This window comes from Actinoplanes flavus, assembly GCF_017592555.1.
Taxonomy (GTDB): domain Bacteria; phylum Actinomycetota; class Actinomycetes; order Mycobacteriales; family Micromonosporaceae; genus Actinoplanes; species Actinoplanes flavus.
This window is the reverse complement of record NZ_JAGFNS010000032.1, coordinates 49,861-67,271: the sequence shown is the minus strand read 5'-3', so window position 1 is coordinate 67,271 and position 17,411 is coordinate 49,861. Positions and strand designations below refer to the sequence as shown.

Below are 17,411 nucleotides of genomic sequence, written 5' to 3'. Positions count from 1 at the left end.
GGGTGGGTTCGGCGCGGTGGCGCGGCACCGTACCTTCGACGCGTGTTGCGGGACGTGGTGCGGCGGATCAGCTGGAGTGACGTGGCCCTGGCGGCCGCGTTCGTGGTGTTCGCGCTGCTGGAGGAGTTGCTCATCCGGATGCCGGGCGGCTGGTGGCCGTTCCTGCTGGCGGTCTACGCGGTGCTGATCCTGGTGCGCCGGCAGTTCCCGCTGACGGCGATGGCCCCGCACGGCATCGTCGTGATCAACACGTTCTACGTGGAGTTCTCCTTCGACGGGGAGAAGACGGTCAACTTCCGGCTGTGGCAGGTGGTCGCGATGGTCATCTGCTCGTACGCGGTGGGCCGCTGGGTGCCACCGTCCGGCCCGGACCGGCGGGTGACCCGGCGCGGGCTGACCGGCGCGCTGCTGATCGCCTACACGGTGGTGAGCTACTACCTCAACAATCCGGGCGACCCGATGGCCGACATCTTCTTCCCGGGGACTCCGTACGTCCTGGGCATCGTGGTGGCGGCCCAGGCGCGGAAGCTGGCCGAGGCGGCGGCGGTGCGGGCCGAGTTCCGGGAGCGGCAGGCCCGTGAGGCGATCATGGAGGAGCGGGTGCGGATCGCCCGCGAGCTGCACGACATGGTGGCGCACAGTGTCACGGTCATGGTGATCCAGGCCGGGGTGGTGCGGCGGCGGATGGACGCGGAGCTGCCGGTCGACCCACAGCTGCTCCGCGGCATCGAGGAGGCGGGCCGGGACGCGGTGGTCGAGTTACGCCGTACTCTGGGGCTGCTGCGCGGCGAGGGCGGGGACGGCACGGCCCAGGCGCCGGCCGGTCTGGAGCGGCTGGAGGATCTGGTCGGGCAGGTTCGCGAGGCGGGGCTGCGGGTGACCGTCCAGCGCGAGGGCGACCCGGTGCCGCTGCTGCCGGCCGTGGACCTGTCGGCCTATCGGATCCTCCAGGAGGCACTGACCAACGTGCTGAGACACGCGCACGCGAGCCACGCCGAGCTGACCGTCGACTACCGGGCCGACGGTCTGCATCTGGGGGTGGTCAACGACGGGCCGCCGGCCGCCCCGGCGACCGGCGGCGGGCAGGGGCTGATCGGGATGCGGGAGCGGGTGACGCTGTTCGGCGGCGATCTGACCGCCGGGCCCCGGCCGGGTGGCGGGTTCTCGGTCACGGCCCGCCTGCCGGTCACCGCCCGGGAGGCCCGCCCGTGACGATCAGTGTGGTGATCGCCGACGACCAGCGGATGCTGCGGGCCGGGTTGCGCATGGTGATCGAGACCGAGCCCGACATGAACGTGGTCGGCGAGGCGAGCGACGGCGTGGAGGCGGTCGCGGTGGCGCGGCGGCTACGGCCGGACGTGGTGCTCATGGACATCGCCATGCCGCGCCAGGACGGGTTGTCCGCGACCCGGGCGCTGCTGGCCACCCCGCATCCGCCGCGGGTGATCGTGCTGACCACCTTCGACACCGACGAGAACCTGTTCCGGGCGTTGCAGGCGGGGGCCAGTGGTTTCCTGCTGAAGGTGTCCTCACCGGAGCACCTGATCACCGCGATCCGGGTGGTGGCGGGCGGGGAGGCGCTGCTCGACCCGGCGGTGACGACCCGGGTGATCTCGGCGTTCGCCGGGCGGCCGGGGCCGGAGCCGCCGCCCGAGGTGGGTGAGCTGACGCCGCGGGAGCTGGACGTGCTGCGGCTGATGGCCCGGGGGATGTCGAATTCCGAGATCGCGGCGGCGCTGACCGTGGGCGAGGCGACGGTGAAGACGCATGTGGCGCGGGTGCTGATGAAACTCGGGCTGCGGGACCGGGTGCAGGCGGTCGTCTACGCGTACGAGTCGGGGCTGGTCCGGGCCGGCGGCGGATGACGCCCCCAGAAGTTTTCGACGCCCGAGGCGCCGGTGCGGGCCTCGGGCGTTTGTCCCTGACGGTGGTGCCGGGGGTTGGTGCGGCGATCAGTTGAAGATCGGCCCAGGCGTCCGGCGCTGGCCGCCGAAGGCGTTCTGGGTCTGGTCGATCAGGCTGATGTTGATCAGGCCGTGCTGCTCGACGTAGGCGCTCTGGTCCGCCACGTTCATGGTCGCGCCGCGCTGCGGTGCGGCGTAACCAGCGGGACCGTAGGCGGCGGGACCGTAGCCGTAGGGACCGTAGGCCGGCGCGATCGGGCCGCAGCCGCAGGAGACAGGCGCCGCCTGAGCCGGGGCGGACACTGCCAGAGCCGCGCCGGTCGCCATGAGGAAGCCGCCGAGAGTCAAAGCCGTCTTACGCATGTTTCTGCCTTTCCAGTACTAGTTTTGGACAGGTTGCCGGAGACCGGCCGAACTGACGCCCGAAGCGCCATTGGCGCTTCGGGCGTCAGTCGAACAACGAATCCACTACGCGAGTGGAAACGGCATTGTCACCAGGGGAAGACGTTGACGTCGTCGCCGGCCTGGGTCTGGTTCTGGTCGGTGATGCTGAAGTTGTACTTGCCGATCTGGTTGGTGTACGCCTTCTGCGAGGCGACGTTGGAGACGTACGGCTGCTGGTAGTAGTACGGCTTGTTGTAGCCGCAGTAGGTGCTCTGGATGTAACCGCACGTCGGGGTGCTCGGGGCAGCCTGGGCGGGGGCGGACACTGCCAGGGCGGCGCCGGTCGCGAGGAAGAGCCCACCCAGGTACAGAGCCGTCTTACGCATGTCGTTTCCTTTCGGATTCGGGGTTTGGCTTGTTGTGCCAAGGAGAATCTTGGACGGAAGGACCCGCGATCGCTGGGATTTGGACGAACAACTTCTGCCATTTCACCTATTAGAGGAAAACCCCGAAACCCGGCGCGGATCTGGCTAGGGTCACGCGGGGCGTTCCTCTTCCTGAACGGCTCCCGGGTACGCGAAAGGCCCCCGTCCCAGCGTGGACGGGGGCCTTTTCTGAATGGCCTTACAAGCGCACGCCGAGAAGGGCGTCCACCGTTCGTGTCATCAACTGCGGCGCGCCGGAGTCGTCGCCGACACCGGTCAGCGCCGCCTCCGCCCAGGCGTCCACGAGAGACAGCGCGGCGGGCGCGTCCAGGTCGTCGGCGAGCGCCTCGCGGACGGCCGCCAGGAGGCCGGCTCCGGACGGCCCGGACGGCGCCGCGGCCGCCTCCCGCCACCGGGCCAGCCGCGACTGGCCCTGCTTGAGCACCTCGTCGGTCCAGTCCCGGTCGGCGCGGTAGTGCTCGGAGAGCAGACCGAGCCGGACCGCCATCGGGTCCACCCCGTCGCCGCGCAGCCGGGACACGAAGACCAGGTTGCCGCGCGACTTCGACATCTTCTCGCCGTCCAGGCCGATCATCCCGGCGTGCACGTAGTGCGTGGCGAACGGCTCCGCCCCGGTCAGCACCTCGGCGTGCGCCGCCGAGCACTCGTGGTGGGGGTAGAGCAGGTCACTGCCGCCGCCCTGCACGTCGATGGTGTCGCCGAGCAGCCGGAGCGCGATGGTGGCGCACTCGATGTGCCAGCCCGGGCGGCCGGGGCCGAGTTCGCCGCCGTCCCACACCGGCTCGCCGTCCCGGGCGCCGCGCCACAGCAGCGGGTCGAGCGGGTCCCGCTTGCCGGCCCGGTCCGGGTCGCCGCCGCGCTCCGCGGACAGCAGCGTCATCTCGTCGCGCGACAGGTGCGACTCGTAGCCGAACCGGGGCGCGGCGGAGATGTCGAAGTAGACGTCGCCGGTGCCGTCGCCGAGCTGGTACGCGGCCCCTTTCCCGATCAGTTCGACGACGTGCTCGACGATTCCCGGAATGGACTCGACAGCGCCGACGTAGTGCGCGGGCGGAATGATCCGCAGCGCCTCCATGTCCTCCCGGAACAGGGCCGTCTCCCGCATCGCCAGAACGATCCAGTCCTCGCCGTCGCGCGCGGCGCGCTCCAGCAACGGGTCGTCGATGTCCGTCACATTCTGCACATATCGGACATCGTTTCCGAGGTCCCGCCACATGCGATTCACCAGATCGAAGGTGATCATCGTGGCGGCATGGCCGAGGTGGGTGGCGTCGTACGGCGTGATGCCGCAGACGTACATCGTCGCGCTGCCGGCCGGCGTGCTGGGCTGCGCCGACGCCCGCGCCGTGTCGTACAGCCGCAGCGGGGACCGCGCGGGCGAATCCGGCAGGGTGGGTACGTCGTGGCCGGTCCATGCATCCATGAAAGGAGCCTAACCAGCGGCCCCGGACGGCACCCCGGGGCGTGAGCTAAACCTCTAGATCGGCGGCCAGGGAATAGCCGGCCAGTCGGACGGCGGCTGGGGGAACCGGGCCGCCCGCAGCAGCCGCTTCACCCGCAGCCCGGCATGCTGCACCTCGGCGACGGTCAGATGCTCCTCGAGCGCCGCGCCGAGCGGCCCCGCCAGCCGCTCGCCGAGCCGGGTGAGCACCGCCGTGCCCTCATCCGGCAGCGGCCGGCCGGTCCAGCCCCAGAGAACCGTGCGCAACTTGTTCTCCACGTGGAAGCTGACCCCGTGGTCCACCCCGTGCAGGCCGCCGGTGGCCGGATAGAGCACGTGCCCGCCCTTGCGGTCGGCGTTGTTGATCACCGCGTCGAAGAGGGCCAGCCGGGCCAGGCGCGGGTCGTCGGCATGGGCCAGCGCGAAGGCGTCGCCGTCGTCGTCGCGCGCCGCGGCCACCGGGATCCAGCCGGGCGGCACGTCGTACGCCGGGACGAACCCGATCAGCGCGGGCGCCTCCTCCGGCTCGTCGATCCAGAGTTGCAGCGCCCCGGGGCCGAGCGGCCCGTCCCGCAGGATGGTGGGCGGCACCAGATCCCACCCGGTGGCCCGGGAGACCAGGTAGGCCGCCACCTCACGGCCGGCCAGCGTGCCGTCCGGGAAGTCCCACAGCGGGCGCTCGCCGCGCACCGGCTTGTAGACGCAGCGCCGGGTCAGCCCGTCCAGGCTGATCTCGGCGCGCAGAGTGGTGTTGGAGGCGTCGACGAGACGCCCCTCGATCTCGATCCGCCCGCGCCCGAGCAACTCGAGCGCGTCGGCCTCGGCCAGCACCGACGTCGGCTCCGCCGTCACCGGTGGTAGCCGTTGTGCCGGGGACAGAGGTGACCGGCCGGGTCGAGCGGCTGGCCGCAGAGCGGGCACGGCGGCCGCCCGGCGGCCACGACCCGGCGGGCCCGGTCGATGAACGCGCGGGTCGCCTCGGGCGTGAGCCGCACCCGGAGCCGGTCCAGATCGTCGTCCGGCTCGTCGTCGTCGCTCTCCTCGTCGTCCTCGTCGTCGAGCGGGCTCCCGGAGAGGTCGGCATCCGGTTCGCCGGCCTCGATCGCCTCGATCACGACGGTGCTGGTGTCCACGTCGAAGGCCAGACCCAGCGTGCCGACGCGGAACTCCTCGTCGACCGGGGTGTCGAGCGGCTCGTTGTCGTGCGCGACCGTCACCGCGGTCTCCGGCAGCGTGACGCCGAACCGCTTGTTCGCCTCGAGGAGCAGCTCCTCCAGCTTCTCGGCGAGCAGCGACACCTGGACCTTCTCCAGCGCGACGCTGATCACCCGGCCGCCACCGCGGGCCTGGAGATAGAAAGTGCGGTCCCCCGGCTCGCCCACCGTCCCGGCGACGAACCGCTCCGGCGGCTCGAAGGCATGCACTTGGTGGGTCATGCCGACAACCCTAGCCATCCGCGGCGGTGACCGCGCGGGCCAAGGTCCCCGGTTCGCCGAGGGCGCAAACCGGCCCACGCTGCGACTATGCGGCGATCACGGAGCGTCGTCAGACACCGCCTCCGGCGCCACCACCCACGGCCGCGTCACTCTCCGCGGCCCGCTCCCGGCCATCGATCTTCGGGGGTACGAGGGAGCCCAGCTCACCGGTCTCGTTGAGGCGCACCACGAACGGCCGCCCCGCGGTGTACCGGATCGCGGTGATCGACGCCGGGTCGGCCACGATCCGCTGGAACTGGTCGAGGTGCAGGCCCAGCGCGTCGGCCACGATGGCCTTGATCACATCGCCGTGGCTGCACGCCAGCCAGACCGCGTCCGCGCCGTGCTCGGCGGTGATCTTCGCGTCCCAGGAGCGGATCGCCTCGACCGCCCGTGCCGACATCGCGGCCATCGACTCGCCGTTCGGGAAGACGACCGCGCTGGGGTGGTGCTGGACGACCTGCCAGAGCGGCTCCCCGGCCAGCTCCTTGAGCTGCCGGCCCTCCCAGTCGCCGTACCCGCACTCGGTCAGTCCCTCGTCCAGGGCCGGCTCGGCACCCGGCACCGCCAGCCCGACCGTCTGCCGGCAGCGGACGAGCGGGCTGGAGACCACCGCGGCCAGCGGCAGCCCGTCCAGGCGGGCGGCCACCCGGGACGCCTGGGCACGGCCGGTGTCGTCCAGCTCGACCGGCCGGCGCCCGGCGAGTTCCCCGGAGGCGTTCGCGGTGGTCCGGCCGTGCCGCAGCAGGAGTACGGTGGCCACTAGCGGCCCACGCCGGAGGAGTCGAAGGCCTCGGCCACGATCCGCAGCGTCCGCAGGCCGCTCTCCAGATCACCCACGTAGGGGCTGATCGACAGCGTGCCGACCCCGGCCGCCGCGTACTCCTCGATCCGTTTCCGGACCTGCTCACGGGTGCCGATGATCGAGGTGCGCTCGATGAACTCCCGGGGCATCGCGGCCGCCGCCTCGGCCGGCTTGCGGCTCAGGTAGAGGTCCTGCACCGCCTTCGCCTCGTCGGCGTAGCCCAGCCGGACCGCGAGCGCGTTGTAGAAGTTCTGTTCCCGGCTGCCCATCCCGCCGACGTAGAGCGCCGCGTACGGCCGGATCACGTCGGCGCAGGCGTCCAGGTCGTCGCCGATCGCCACCGGCACGCTGGCCACCACGTCGAAACCGGACAGCCCCAGCCCGCGCCGGGCCCGGCCGGCCGCGATGTGCCGCAGCTGGTCGCCGCACGCGTCCGGGGCCAGGAAGATCCCCAGCCAGCCGTCGGCGATCTCACCGGCCAGCTCCAGGTTCTTCGGGCCGACCGCGGCCAGATAGACCGGGATCTCGGTACGCGCCGGGTGGAAACCCAGCCGCAGCGGCTTGCCGGCGCCGCCGGGCAGCGGCAGCGTGTAGTGCTCGCCCTGGTAGGACACCGCCTGCCGGGACAGCGCCTGCCGGACGATGTCCACATACTCCCGGGTACGGGCGAGCGGCTTGGCGAACCGCACACCGTGCCAGCCCTCGGACACCTGCGGGCCGGAGACGCCCAGACCGAGCCGGAACCGCTTGCCGGACAGGGTGTCCAGGGTGGCGGCCGTCATCGCGGTCATCGCCGGGGTCCGCGCCGGGATCTGCATGACGGCCGCGCCCAGGTCGATCCGCTCGGTCTGGCCGGCGATCCAGGCCAGCATGCTCACCGTGTCCGAGCCGTACGCCTCGGCGGCCCAGACCACCGAGTAGCCGAGCCGGTCCGCCTCCCGCGCCATGGCGAGATGATCGGCGGGAGTGCTCCACGCCGTCTGGTAGCCGAGGCTGAGTCCGAGCCGCACGAGCTGCCCTCCCGAGATCTTGACGGTTCCCGGGCAAGCCTACTGACCGAAGCCCGACCCGTTTCGGTCCGGTAACCGACCCACCCGGCCGATGCTCGAGCATTTCGCGAAAGGGCTGGTCTGAATAAGGTTCACTCATGCATCAGCGACCGCTCGGCCGAAGCGGGCTAGCGGTTTCGCGGCTCGCGCTCGGCACCATGACCTGGGGCCGGGACACCGACCCCGACGACGCGGCGGATCAGCTGAAGATCTTCCTGGAGGCGGGCGGCACGCTTCTGGACACCGCCGACGTGTACGGCGACGGCGACGCCGAGTCGGTGATCGGCTCGCTGCTCGACCACCTGGTCCCCCGCGACGAGGTGGTGATCGCCACCAAGGCGGGCCTCACCCCGCACCGCTACCGCCCGCGCGACGGCTCCCGCGGCAACCTGCTGCGGTCGCTGGACGCGTCGCTGCGCCGGCTCGGCACCGACTACGTCGACCTGTGGCAGGTGCACGGGTACGACGCCCAGACCCCGTTCGAGGAGACCCTGGCCGCGCTCGACCACGCGGTGGCCAGCGGCCGGGTCCGCTACGTCGGCGTGTCCAACTTCGCCGCCTGGCAGACCGCCCGGGCCGCCACCTGGCAGGCGGCCTACCCCGGCCGCGCCCCGATCGTGGCCGCCCAGATGGAGTACTCCCTACTGGAACGCGGCATCGAACGGGAGATCCTGCCGGCCGCCGCCGCCCTCGGGTTCGGCGTGCTGGCCTGGTCGCCACTGGGCCGCGGGGTGCTCACCGGCAAGTACCGCAACGGCCGCCCGCTCGACTCCCGGGCCGCCTCCGAGCACATGGCCCCGTTCGTCCAGACCTACCTGGAGCCGCGCAGCTCCAGCATCGTCGAGGCGGTGGTCACCGCGGCGAGCGGCCTGGGCGTGTCCCCGCTGGAGGTGGCCCTGGCCTGGATCCGCGACCGCCCAGGTGTGGCCGCCCCGGTCCTCGGCGCCCGCACCGCCGGCCAACTGGAGGGCGCCCTGCGCAGCGAGCACCTCACCCTCCCGGCCGAGATCGCCTTCGCCCTCGACGACGTCTCCGCGATCGAGGTCGGCTACCCCGAACGCGAGGGCGCCGGCCACCCCCACAGCTACCACGGCTGACCGCGCGTTCGATCCGGGCCGGCCGGAGGCTCACGGCCGTGCCCCGAGCGGCCCCGCCGATGACCAGGGCGATCGCCGGGTGGGTGAATAAGCGCTGGTCAGCGCTTGTCGTCGGTCGGGGTGGGGAGCATATTAGACGCCATGGACTACGAATACGCGCCGCTACGGTTGCCTTCGAATGTCGATCGACTGACCGCGGCGGCGCAGCTCGCCATCCAGGCCGAGTTCTCCGGCTGGGAGCTGGCCAGGGTGCAGCTCTTCGCCGACGGGAGCCGCAAGGTGATGCTCCGCCGTCGCCTCCAGCCCACCCCGCAGCCCGGCCTCAGTTACTGACAGGGCCCGCCCGCCCGACGCGGACGGGCCCTGGTCCGTCAGTGGTGGTGGTGACCGGCGTGGTCGTGATCGTGGTCGTCCTCGTCGGGCAGGAACGGGTGCTCGTCGAGACGGCCGACCAGCAGGTCGCCCTCGACCGGAGCGAACGGGCCGCTGCCGTCCGCGTCGTCGAAGGCCTCCAGGTCCAGCGGCTCGGTCACCTCGGTGACGGTGAGCAGGCCGTCGAGCGGCTCCAGTTCGGGCACGTCGAGCGAGGCGAGCGACCCGTCGCCGGCCTGCAGCAGCTCGAGCACGGCCTCGCCGACCGACTCGACGGGGCCGGAGTCCTCGTCCTCGGGGACGGAGCTGCGCCGGGCCGCCTCGGCGACCCGCAGCAGGGCGGCGACGCTGGGCACCCGGTAGTCGCGGCGCTGCCGGACCGAGACGACCTGCGGGTACGGGTCGGCGCCCGGCTTGCCCGCGGACTCGCCCAGCTGACCGAACCGGCGGTCCGCCTCGTCCGGGTCGATGGCCTCGACGTCCCACGGCGTGACTTCGCCGAAGGCGTCCAGCAGCTTCTCGTCGTACGCGAAGGAGGCGTTGTTGAGATCGACATACGCCTGCCAGACGTCGTCGTCGTCGATGCGGCCGGCGGCCGTCTTGACGGCGGCGAGATGCGCTCGCGCCGCCTCGACCACCCGCTCGAGAGCCTCGTCGAGCTCGGCGTTCTGGTCAGTCATGGAATTGGGGGTCCTTCCGATTTCAGCTGTTTCGGAGCAAACGGTCGAGCACACGCACGCCGAACTTTAGTCCTTCCACCGGAACTCGCTCGTCGATGCCGTGGAAGAGGGCACTGAAGTTGAGATCCGGAGGCAGCCGCAGGGGCGCGAAGCCGAAGCAGCGGATGCCGAGCGTGGCGAAGGCCTTGGCGTCGGTGCCGCCGGACATCAGGTACGGCACGGTACGCGCTCCCGGGTCCTCGGCGCGCAGCGCGGCCCCCATGGCGTCGACCAGGGCGCCGTCGAAGGAGGTCTCCACGGCCGGCTGCTGGTGCACGTGCTCGATCTCCAGGTCCGGCCCGATCACGTCGCGCAGTTCGCGCAGGAACGCGTCGGCGTGGCCCGGCAGGGTCCGGCAGTCGATGGTGGCCGACGCCCGGCCCGGGATGACGTTGTCCTTGTAGCCGGCTTCCAGGCGGGTCGGGTTGGCGGTGTTGCGCAGGGTGGCGCCGATCAGGTTGGCGATCGGGCCGAGCTTGGCCACCGCCAGCTCCGGCTCGTCCGGGTCGAGCTCGATCTCCAGCGCGTCGCTGACCTGCTCGAGGAAGGCCCGTACGGTCGGGGTGACGACGGTCGGGAACCGGTGCCGGCCGACCCGCGCGACGGCTTCGGCGAGCGCGGTGACCGCGTTGTCGTCGTGGATGAAGGAGCCGTGGCCGGGCCGCCCGGTGGCGTGCAGCCGCAGCCAGTCGAGTCCCTTCTCGGCGGTCTGCACGAGATAGAGGCGAAGGTCGTCGTTGACGGTGTACGAGTATCCGCCGACCTCGCCGATCGCCTCGGTGCAGCCCTCGAACGCGTCGGCGTGGTCGCGGGCCAGCCACTGGGAGCCGTACTCCATGCCGGCCTCCTCGTCGGCGGTGTACGCCAGGACGATGTCGCGCGGCGGGACGTAGCCGGTGCGTTTCCAGTCGCGGACGACGGCCAGCACCATGGCGTCGAAGTCCTTCATGTCGACCGCACCGCGGCCCCACAGGTAGCCGTCCTTCTCCTCGCCGGAGAACGGCGGAACCGACCACTCGCTCGCGTCGGCCGGCACCACGTCGAGGTGGCCGTGGACGAGCAGCGCGCCCCGGGACGGGTCGGCGCCGGGTATCCGGGCGATCAGGTTGGCCCGTTTCGGCGCCGACTCCAGCAGCCGCGACTCGATCCCGACCTCATCCAGTTTCCCGGCGACGTATTCCGCGGCGGCCCGCTCGCCCACGGTGGTCCGCTGGTCGCCGGTGTTGGTGGTGTCGATGCGCAGCAGGTCACGGCAGAGGCCGGTGACCTCGCTCTCGGCGGTGGTGTCCATCCGCCCTTCTTACCAGCCGAGTGTAAAGAGCCTTCAGTCCGATCTACCGGTGGCGGGCGGGGCGGTCGGACGGGGGTTTGGGCGGAGAGCCGGGACGGGTATCGGGACGGCCGTGTCCGACGTGAATCTTCCCCCGCTGCCGCCGACCGGCGGCGAGACCTCCGGCCGCAGCATCGTCGACGTGGTCGGCGAGCAGCACCGGCAGATCCTCGCCCTGGCCCGGCGGCTCCGGAGCGACCCCGCCGACGAGCGGGTCGCCTCCGTGCTGGTCGCCGTGGTGTCCCGGCACCTGTGCGCCGAGGAGCAGTACCTCTATCCGGCGGTCCGGTCCGCGGTGCCCGGCGGTGACCAGATCGCCGACCGGGAGCTGGCCGAGGACGCGCGGCTGCTGCGGTTGCTGAGCGACGGCGACGTGGCCGAGTTCGGCGCCGCGATCGAGCGGCACGTGGCGGCCGACGCCGCGGAACTGCTGCCGCTGCTGGAGCAGATGGTCTCGGCCGAGGATCTGATCCGGCTCGGCAACCGGTTCGAGACGGCCGAGGAGGCGGCGCCGACGCGCCCGCACCCGGCCACGCCGTCGTCGCCGCCGTGGAACAAGGTGGTCGATCCGATCGTGGGCGTGGTGGACAAGCTGCGGGACGCGGTCACCGCGCGTACGACGTACATGAGCGATCTGTGACGATAAATGAACTACAGGCGGTAAGCACGGGTTGTCCTGTTCGTTCATACGTTTGTCACAGGTCGCCGATCATTCCACGCTTCCCGGACTAGCATTCCCTCCCGTTCTAGTCCTAACGTCACGCTATGAACCTCGAGCTGCGGCATCTGAAGGTGGTCTGCGCCATCGCGGAGACCGGCAGCGTGACCAAGGCCGCGTCACAACTCGGCCTTGCCCAGCCTGCACTCACCGCCCAACTCCAGCGGATCGAGCGCACTCTGGGTGGCCCGCTGTTCGATCGTGACCGCCGGGGCGCGCGCCCCACGGCCCTGGGAGAGCTGGTGCTGTCCCGCGCCAGGGTGTTGCTGCCGGCGATGAAGGGCCTGCAGGACGAGGCGGCCCGGCTGGCCGCCGGCGGCGGGCACGACACGATGAGCAGGTACCGGATCGGCGCCATCAGCGGCCCGGTCGTGGCACACCTGGTGCACCGCCTGTCGGCCACCCAGCCGGAGGCGCAGATCTCCACCCACGCGTCGTACTACATCTCCGAGCTGTCGAACATGGTGCTCGCCGGCAAGCTGGACTACGCACAGGTGGGCGTCTGCGGCGACGCCATCCCCTCGGCGGAGTACGGACTGGTCTGGGAGACGATCGGCATCGACGCGGTGTGCGTGCTGATGCCGGAGGACCACCCACAGGCCAAGAACATGGAGGTCGACCTGGCCGACCTGGCCGAGGAGCACTGGGTGGCCAGCGCCGGGGACGGCTGCTTCGCCGATTGTTTCGCCGCGGCCTGCGCGCGGGCCGGCTTCGCACCGCGCCGGGTGCTGGAGTCGGACGTCCGCAACTGCGTCGACATGGTGGAGCTGGGCTCCGCGATCGGGCTCTGCCAGCCCACCTTCCGCGCGCCGGCCGGGCTGGTCAGCCGGCCGCTGATGGGTGCGCCGCTGCGCTGGCGGATGATCCTCGGCTGGCACCCGGACTCGCAGGCCGCCCGCAGCGCGCCCAACCTGATGGGCCACGCGCAGGAGGCGTACCAGGAGATCCTGGCGCGCAACGAGAACTACATGGAGTGGATCCGCACCCAGACCCACCTGGGCGGCGGCAGCAGCCAGCTGGCCGCGGCGTGACGCGGACGGGCGCCCTGGCGTGAGGGCGCCCGTCGCTGCCGGGATCAGACCGCGGCGGTCAGCGCCACATCGAAGGTGAGCGAACCGTCGCGGGCGTCCACCCGGACCGTCCGGCCCGGGGCGAGATCCGCCGCGAGCAGCATCTTCGACAGGCGGTTGTCCAGCTCCCGCTGGATGGTCCGGCGCAGTGGCCGGGCGCCGAACTCGGGCTGGAAGCCCCGCTCGGCCAGCCAGTCCACCGCCGCCGGCGTGATGTCCATGGCGACGTCCTGGGCGTGCAGGCGGCGCCGGGTCTCCTCGAGCAGCATCTCGGTGATCCGGTGCAGCTGGTCGTCGTCCAGCTGCCGGAAGATGATGATCTCGTCGATCCGGTTGATGAACTCGGGCCGCAGCTGCTCCTTGAGCCGCCGGTCGAGCCGGTCACGCAGCTCGTCGGCGGCGGACCGGCCGGTCTCCGCGCCGCCGAAGCCGACGCTGCGGGTGCTGCCGCTGATCAGGTCGGCGCCCAGGTTGCTGGTCATGATCAGGACGGTGTTCTTGAAGCTGACCGTCCGCCCCTGGCTGTCGGTGAGCCGCCCGTCGTCGAGCACCTGGAGCAGCATGTTGAAGACGTCCGGGTGCGCCTTCTCGATCTCGTCCAGCAGCACCACGCTGTACGGCCGCCGCCGGACCGCCTCGGTGAGCTGTCCCGCCTCGTCGTAGCCGACGTACCCGGGCGGTGCCCCGACCAGCCGCGACACCGTGTGCCGCTCCTGGAACTCGCTCATGTCCAGCCGGATCATCCGGTCCGGCTCGCCGAACAGCGCCTCGGCCAGCGACCGGGCCAGCTCGGTCTTGCCGACGCCGGTCGGGCCGAGGAACAGGAAGCTGCCGACCGGACGGCCCGGGTCGCCCAGCCCGGCCCGCGACCGGCGGACCGCCTCGGCGACCGCGCTGACCGCCTCCTCCTGGCCGATGACGTGCCCGTGCAGGTGCTGCTCGAGGCGCAGCAGGCGGTCCCGCTCGGCCTCGGTGAGCTGGGCCACCGGGATGCCGGTGGACCGCGACACCACCTCGGCGATCTCGTCCGGCGTCACCTGCGGCACCCCGGCGGCGCCCGCGCCGCCGCCGGCCAGCTTCGCCTTCAGCGAGTTGATCTGGTCGCGCAGCTCGGAGGCCTGCTCGTAGTGCTCGGCGGCGACCGCCTGGTCCCGGTCCCGGGACAGCTGCTCCAGCCGGCGCTCCAGCTCGCGGCGGTCGGCGTCCGGCGTCTTGGTGCGCAGCCGGACCCGCGCGCCGGCCTGGTCGATCAGGTCGATCGCCTTGTCCGGCAGGAACCGGTCGGTGATGTACCGGTCGGAGAGCACGGCCGCGGCGTCCAGCGCCTCGTCGGTGATCCGGACCTGGTGGTGGGCCTCGTAGTTGTCCCGCAGGCCGCGCAGGATCGCCACGGTGTCCTCGACGCTGGGCTCGCCCACCAGCACCGGCTGGAAGCGGCGGGCCAGGGCCGCGTCCTTCTCGATGTTCTTGCGGTACTCGTCGAGCGTGGTCGCGCCGATCACCCGCAGCCGCCCGCGGGCCAGCGCCGGCTTGAGCATGTTGCTGGCGTCCATGCCGCCGCCCTCGCCGCCACCGCCCACCCCGACCAGGGTGTGGATCTCGTCCAGGAAGACGATCAGGGTGTCGCCGGAGGCCTGGATCTCGTCGATGACCTTCTTCAGGCGCTCCTCGAAGTCGCCGCGGTATTTGGTGCCGGCCACCAGTCCGGCCAGGTCGAGCTGGACGACCCGCTTGTCCTGGAGGGTGAGCGGCACGTCGCCGTCGACGATCCGCTGGGCCAGGCCCTCGACGATCGCGGTCTTGCCGACACCGGCCTCACCGATCAGCACCGGGTTGTTCTTGGTACGCCGGGACAGGATCTCGACGGCCTGCTCGATCTCCTCGGCCCGCCCGATCACCGGGTCGATCTCACCGCGCCGCGCCAACTCGGTCAGGTCCACACCGAACTGCTCCAGCGTGGGCGTGGGCGCGGCCGGGGTGTGGGTGACGCCGGACGGCTTCGGCAGCTCGCTGTGGTGCGGGATGGTGCGCGGGTCGACGATCCGCCCGGCCAGCAGCCGGCCGGCCGCGGAGTCGGTGTTCAGCCCGAGCGCCATCAGGATGTGCTCCGGGCCGATGTAGGAGGCGCCGACCGCCCGGGAGATCTGGAGGCTGTCCAGCAGCGCCCGTTTGGCGGCCGGGGTCAGCGCGATGCTGTCCGGCAGGTCGCCGGTCGTCTCCGCCGGGCGGCCCATCTCGGCGAGGAGCCGGTCCGGGTCGGCGCCGGCCCGGCGTACCGTCTGCTTCATCGGCTCCTGCTGGAGCACCGCCCAGAGCAGGTGGTCGGTGTCCAGGTCGGCCGGACGGCCGCCACCGGCCAGCTCGGCGGCCCGGCGGGCCGCGTCGGCGAGCACCTGCCGGGCGTCGTTGCTCATGTAACGCGCGATGTCGAAACGCTGCGCCGACCGGCGCGGCTCGGCCGCGCCGAAGAAGCGCGCGAACAGGTCGTCCCACTGGCCGGGCCCAGCCGGCCCGAACGGTCCGATGCTCATCTGTCTCTCTTCTCCTGGTACCTCGGGCCCTGGTCCCCCGCAGGGGCTACCCGGCCGCCCGGGCGGCAAACTCGTGCCGTCCGGGGGTTGGAACCGCGTGAACCGCCCCGGCGATTCCCGGATCATGCCAAAACTTGACTCCAGTAGGCTCAACTTCATGGCTGTGCCCTCCGATCCACCCTCCCTGACCCCGGAGTTCTTGGCGCCCGATTCCGGCGACCCCGATGTCCCGCTGGTGGTCGTCGACGGCGCGAACGTCGTCGGCTCGGTTCCGGACGGCTGGTGGCGCGACCGGGCGGGCGCGGCCGAGCGGCTGCGTGACCGCCTGGCCGCGGTGCCCGCCGCCGGCCTGCCGGACGTCCCGGCCCCGGTCGAGGTGGTCCTGGTGGTCGAGGGCCGGGCCAGGGACATCGCGCGAGCTCCGGGCGGCGTGCGCGTCGAGCGCGCCACCGGCTCCGGCGACGACAAGATCGTTGATCTGGTACGGGTGAGCGCCGCCACCAGGCGCACCATCGTCGTGACCGCCGACCGTGGGCTCCGTGCCCGGGTCACCGCCCTGGGCGCCGAGGTCCGCGGGCCCTCCTCGGTCCCCCGCTGACGCTCCCGCGGCTCTCCGGCCGCCCACGGTCGAGGGCGTGTCGGTCACCCGGGGGACGGGTGTCGGGCCGCCGCCGATCATCGGCGCCGGGCCCCCGCTCTCCACTGTGGATCTTCGTTCGATACGATCCCACCTGCACGATCTTCGGCCGTACCGGGGTAACCCGGCGCCGTGCCGCGCCTGGCACGGTCTGCCAAATCCGGGCGACCGAGGACAGCCGGGCCGGAACCGGGCGGTAGGCTGGGACCGCAAGTCGTGAAACCCGCACAGGAGGCTGCCCGGGTGGCCAGTGTCGCCGAACTCAGAGCTGCCGTGGAGGCCGCGCTTCAGCAGGTCACCGAGGGGCAACAGGCGATCCAGGCGGCGAAGGAGAAGATCGGCGAGGCCCAGCAGAGCCTGGCCGCCGCCCTCGACGGCAGCGCCAACGACGCGGTCGGCGCCGCCCACGCCTCGCTCTCGCACGCCGAGCAGCAGCTGGAGGACGGGTTCAACGCCACCGTCGCGGCGGTCGAGCAGGCGCACACCTACACGGCGAGCCTCTGACGCGATGTCGCTGCTCCAGGAACTCGGCGCCCAGCTCCGGGCGACCTCCGACGACCTGCCGACGGGGCTGGTGACCGCGGCGCTGGAGAAGCTGCGCGCCGCCACCGAGCTGATCCGCTGGGTCCAGGAGGAGTCCAGCCAGGACATCGGCGTGGCCCGGCTCGGCCACGCGGGCGAGCACGTGGAGAACGCGGTGGCCGCCCTGCGGGGCACCCAGGAGGCCCTGGACCGCTATCTCGCGGTCCTCGGCCTGACCGGTGTGCCCGGCGCCCCGGCCGGCCAGGAGTGGCGCGAGGGCCTGCGCCGGGAGGAGGAGCGTCCCCGCCCGGAGCGGACCGGGGCCGCGCCGGTGGAGTCGCTGGGCCCGTGGTGGCAGCGGCGGGTCGCCGAGCTGACCGGCGAGCAGCCGCCCGGTGAGCGCTCCGGGTCCGGCGAGTCGCCGGACTCCGCCGAGCTGCTGCGCCGGATCGCCGCCGGGGTGCGTTCCGGCGACCGGGCCCGGCTCGGGCGCGAGCTGCACGCGGTGAACGCGTCGACCGGGCTGGGCCTGTCCGCGGTCACTCCCCCGGTGCTGCACCGGCTGGCCGGCGACCTGCTCGGCCACGATCCCCGCCCGGAGGACGTGCCCCGCCTGCGGACCGCGGCGGAGGGCCGGGTCCGGGCGCTGCTGCCGGGCACCGAGCCGGGTGTGCTGGAGACCCTGCTGGACCGCATCTGCCGGGTGCCGGTCCAGGAGCAGCAGGAGAAACGCGGCGACCGGCCGCCGGGCCACCCGGCCGACACCGCGGTGACCGCGAGCGTCCTGACCGGGATCCTGCTGGCCCGGCTGGGCCGGGACGCGGACGCCCTGTCCCCGGACGCGCCGGAGCCGGCCCGGTCCCGCCCCGGGGCCCCGGAGGACGAGCGGTGAGCCGCGCCCGGATTTCCGT

At 72.4% G+C, this 17,411-nt stretch carries 19 protein-coding genes; 9 read left to right on the top strand and 10 right to left on the bottom strand.

The window, feature by feature from the left end; all coding sequences use genetic code 11:
* The first annotated feature begins 42 nt into the window (after positions 1 to 42).
* Both J5X75_RS35815 and J5X75_RS35810 read left to right on the top strand, forming a co-directional pair.
* Positions 43 to 1,212: a sensor histidine kinase gene (locus J5X75_RS35815; RefSeq protein WP_208472082.1), complete on the top strand. Its 1,170-nt coding sequence runs from the start codon at positions 43 to 45 to the stop codon at positions 1,210 to 1,212.
* Complete coding sequence (locus J5X75_RS35810) at positions 1,209 to 1,865, top strand: response regulator (protein WP_208472081.1); 657 nt, start codon at positions 1,209 to 1,211, stop codon at positions 1,863 to 1,865. Before J5X75_RS35815 ends, J5X75_RS35810 begins: the two co-directional genes overlap by 4 nt.
* Positions 1,866 to 1,952: 87 nt before the next feature.
* Here the strand turns inward: J5X75_RS35810 and J5X75_RS35805 are convergent, their stop codons facing one another.
* The 7 genes from J5X75_RS35805 to J5X75_RS35775 all read right to left on the bottom strand — a co-directional run bounded on the left by J5X75_RS35805 (position 1,953) and on the right by J5X75_RS35775 (position 7,465).
* Complete coding sequence (locus J5X75_RS35805; RefSeq protein WP_208472080.1) at positions 1,953 to 2,267, bottom strand: hypothetical protein; 315 nt, start codon at positions 2,265 to 2,267, stop codon at positions 1,953 to 1,955.
* 128 nt (positions 2,268 to 2,395) lie between these two features.
* Positions 2,396 to 2,674 carry a hypothetical protein gene (locus J5X75_RS35800; RefSeq protein WP_208472079.1) on the bottom strand — a complete coding sequence of 93 codons (279 nt, stop codon included), beginning with the start codon at positions 2,672 to 2,674 and terminating at the stop codon, positions 2,396 to 2,398.
* 238 nt (positions 2,675 to 2,912) lie between these two features.
* Positions 2,913 to 4,157, bottom strand: a complete 1,245-nt coding sequence (gene mshC, locus J5X75_RS35795; RefSeq protein ID WP_208472078.1) for a cysteine--1-D-myo-inosityl 2-amino-2-deoxy-alpha-D-glucopyranoside ligase — start codon at positions 4,155 to 4,157, stop codon at positions 2,913 to 2,915.
* A gap of 54 nt (positions 4,158 to 4,211) precedes the next feature.
* The gene (locus J5X75_RS35790) at positions 4,212 to 5,027 is read right to left on the bottom strand and encodes an SCO1664 family protein (protein WP_208472077.1); all 816 of its coding nucleotides are present in this window, start codon (positions 5,025 to 5,027) and stop codon (positions 4,212 to 4,214) included.
* Positions 5,024 to 5,611, bottom strand: a complete 588-nt coding sequence (locus tag J5X75_RS35785) for a DUF3090 domain-containing protein (RefSeq protein WP_208472076.1) — start codon at positions 5,609 to 5,611, stop codon at positions 5,024 to 5,026. The genes J5X75_RS35790 and J5X75_RS35785 overlap by 4 nt, the downstream gene beginning before the upstream one ends.
* Before the next feature lie 109 nt (positions 5,612 to 5,720).
* The gene (locus J5X75_RS35780) at positions 5,721 to 6,413 is read right to left on the bottom strand and encodes a histidine phosphatase family protein (RefSeq protein ID WP_208472075.1); all 693 of its coding nucleotides are present in this window, start codon (positions 6,411 to 6,413) and stop codon (positions 5,721 to 5,723) included.
* A complete protein-coding gene (locus J5X75_RS35775; protein WP_208472074.1) occupies positions 6,413 to 7,465 on the bottom strand; it encodes an LLM class F420-dependent oxidoreductase in 1,053 nt (350 codons plus the stop codon). The genes J5X75_RS35780 and J5X75_RS35775 overlap by 1 nt, the downstream gene beginning before the upstream one ends.
* A 137-nt stretch (positions 7,466 to 7,602) precedes the next feature.
* Here J5X75_RS35775 and J5X75_RS35770 point away from each other — a divergent pair, with 137 nt between their 5' ends.
* Positions 7,603 to 8,601, top strand: a complete 999-nt coding sequence (locus J5X75_RS35770) for an aldo/keto reductase (RefSeq protein ID WP_208472073.1) — start codon at positions 7,603 to 7,605, stop codon at positions 8,599 to 8,601.
* 141 nt (positions 8,602 to 8,742) lie between these two features.
* Positions 8,743 to 8,934: a DUF5703 family protein gene (locus tag J5X75_RS35765; protein WP_208472072.1), complete on the top strand. Its 192-nt coding sequence runs from the start codon at positions 8,743 to 8,745 to the stop codon at positions 8,932 to 8,934.
* A 38-nt stretch (positions 8,935 to 8,972) separates the two neighbouring features.
* On the opposite strand, the gene J5X75_RS35760 is transcribed toward J5X75_RS35765, so the two are convergent.
* Both J5X75_RS35760 and J5X75_RS35755 read right to left on the bottom strand, forming a co-directional pair.
* The gene (locus J5X75_RS35760) at positions 8,973 to 9,653 is read right to left on the bottom strand and encodes a hypothetical protein (protein ID WP_208472071.1); all 681 of its coding nucleotides are present in this window, start codon (positions 9,651 to 9,653) and stop codon (positions 8,973 to 8,975) included.
* 22 nt (positions 9,654 to 9,675) lie between these two features.
* Positions 9,676 to 10,983 carry a M20/M25/M40 family metallo-hydrolase gene (locus tag J5X75_RS35755; protein ID WP_208472070.1) on the bottom strand — a complete coding sequence of 436 codons (1,308 nt, stop codon included), beginning with the start codon at positions 10,981 to 10,983 and terminating at the stop codon, positions 9,676 to 9,678.
* 121 nt (positions 10,984 to 11,104) lie between these two features.
* On the opposite strand from J5X75_RS35755, the gene J5X75_RS35750 reads away from it, so the two are divergent.
* The gene (locus J5X75_RS35750) at positions 11,105 to 11,662 is read left to right on the top strand and encodes a hemerythrin domain-containing protein (RefSeq protein ID WP_372451004.1); all 558 of its coding nucleotides are present in this window, start codon (positions 11,105 to 11,107) and stop codon (positions 11,660 to 11,662) included.
* A 125-nt stretch (positions 11,663 to 11,787) separates the two neighbouring features.
* On the top strand, positions 11,788 to 12,771 hold the full coding sequence (locus J5X75_RS35745) for a LysR family transcriptional regulator (RefSeq protein ID WP_208472068.1): 984 nt from the start codon (positions 11,788 to 11,790) through the stop codon (positions 12,769 to 12,771).
* 44 nt (positions 12,772 to 12,815) lie between these two features.
* Here the strand turns inward: J5X75_RS35745 and J5X75_RS35740 are convergent, their stop codons facing one another.
* Positions 12,816 to 15,341, bottom strand: a complete 2,526-nt coding sequence (locus J5X75_RS35740) for an ATP-dependent Clp protease ATP-binding subunit (protein WP_208472067.1) — start codon at positions 15,339 to 15,341, stop codon at positions 12,816 to 12,818.
* A 157-nt stretch (positions 15,342 to 15,498) separates the two neighbouring features.
* Between J5X75_RS35740 and J5X75_RS35735 the strand changes: the two genes are divergently transcribed.
* The 3 genes from J5X75_RS35735 (at position 15,499) to J5X75_RS35725 (ending at position 17,392) form a co-directional block, all read left to right on the top strand.
* Positions 15,499 to 15,939 carry a PIN domain-containing protein gene (locus J5X75_RS35735; protein WP_238490553.1) on the top strand — a complete coding sequence of 147 codons (441 nt, stop codon included), beginning with the start codon at positions 15,499 to 15,501 and terminating at the stop codon, positions 15,937 to 15,939.
* 282 nt (positions 15,940 to 16,221) lie between these two features.
* Complete coding sequence (locus J5X75_RS35730) at positions 16,222 to 16,482, top strand: hypothetical protein (RefSeq protein WP_208472087.1); 261 nt, start codon at positions 16,222 to 16,224, stop codon at positions 16,480 to 16,482.
* A gap of 4 nt (positions 16,483 to 16,486) precedes the next feature.
* The gene (locus tag J5X75_RS35725; RefSeq protein ID WP_208472066.1) at positions 16,487 to 17,392 is read left to right on the top strand and encodes a hypothetical protein; all 906 of its coding nucleotides are present in this window, start codon (positions 16,487 to 16,489) and stop codon (positions 17,390 to 17,392) included.
* The last annotated feature ends 19 nt before the right edge of the window (positions 17,393 to 17,411 follow it).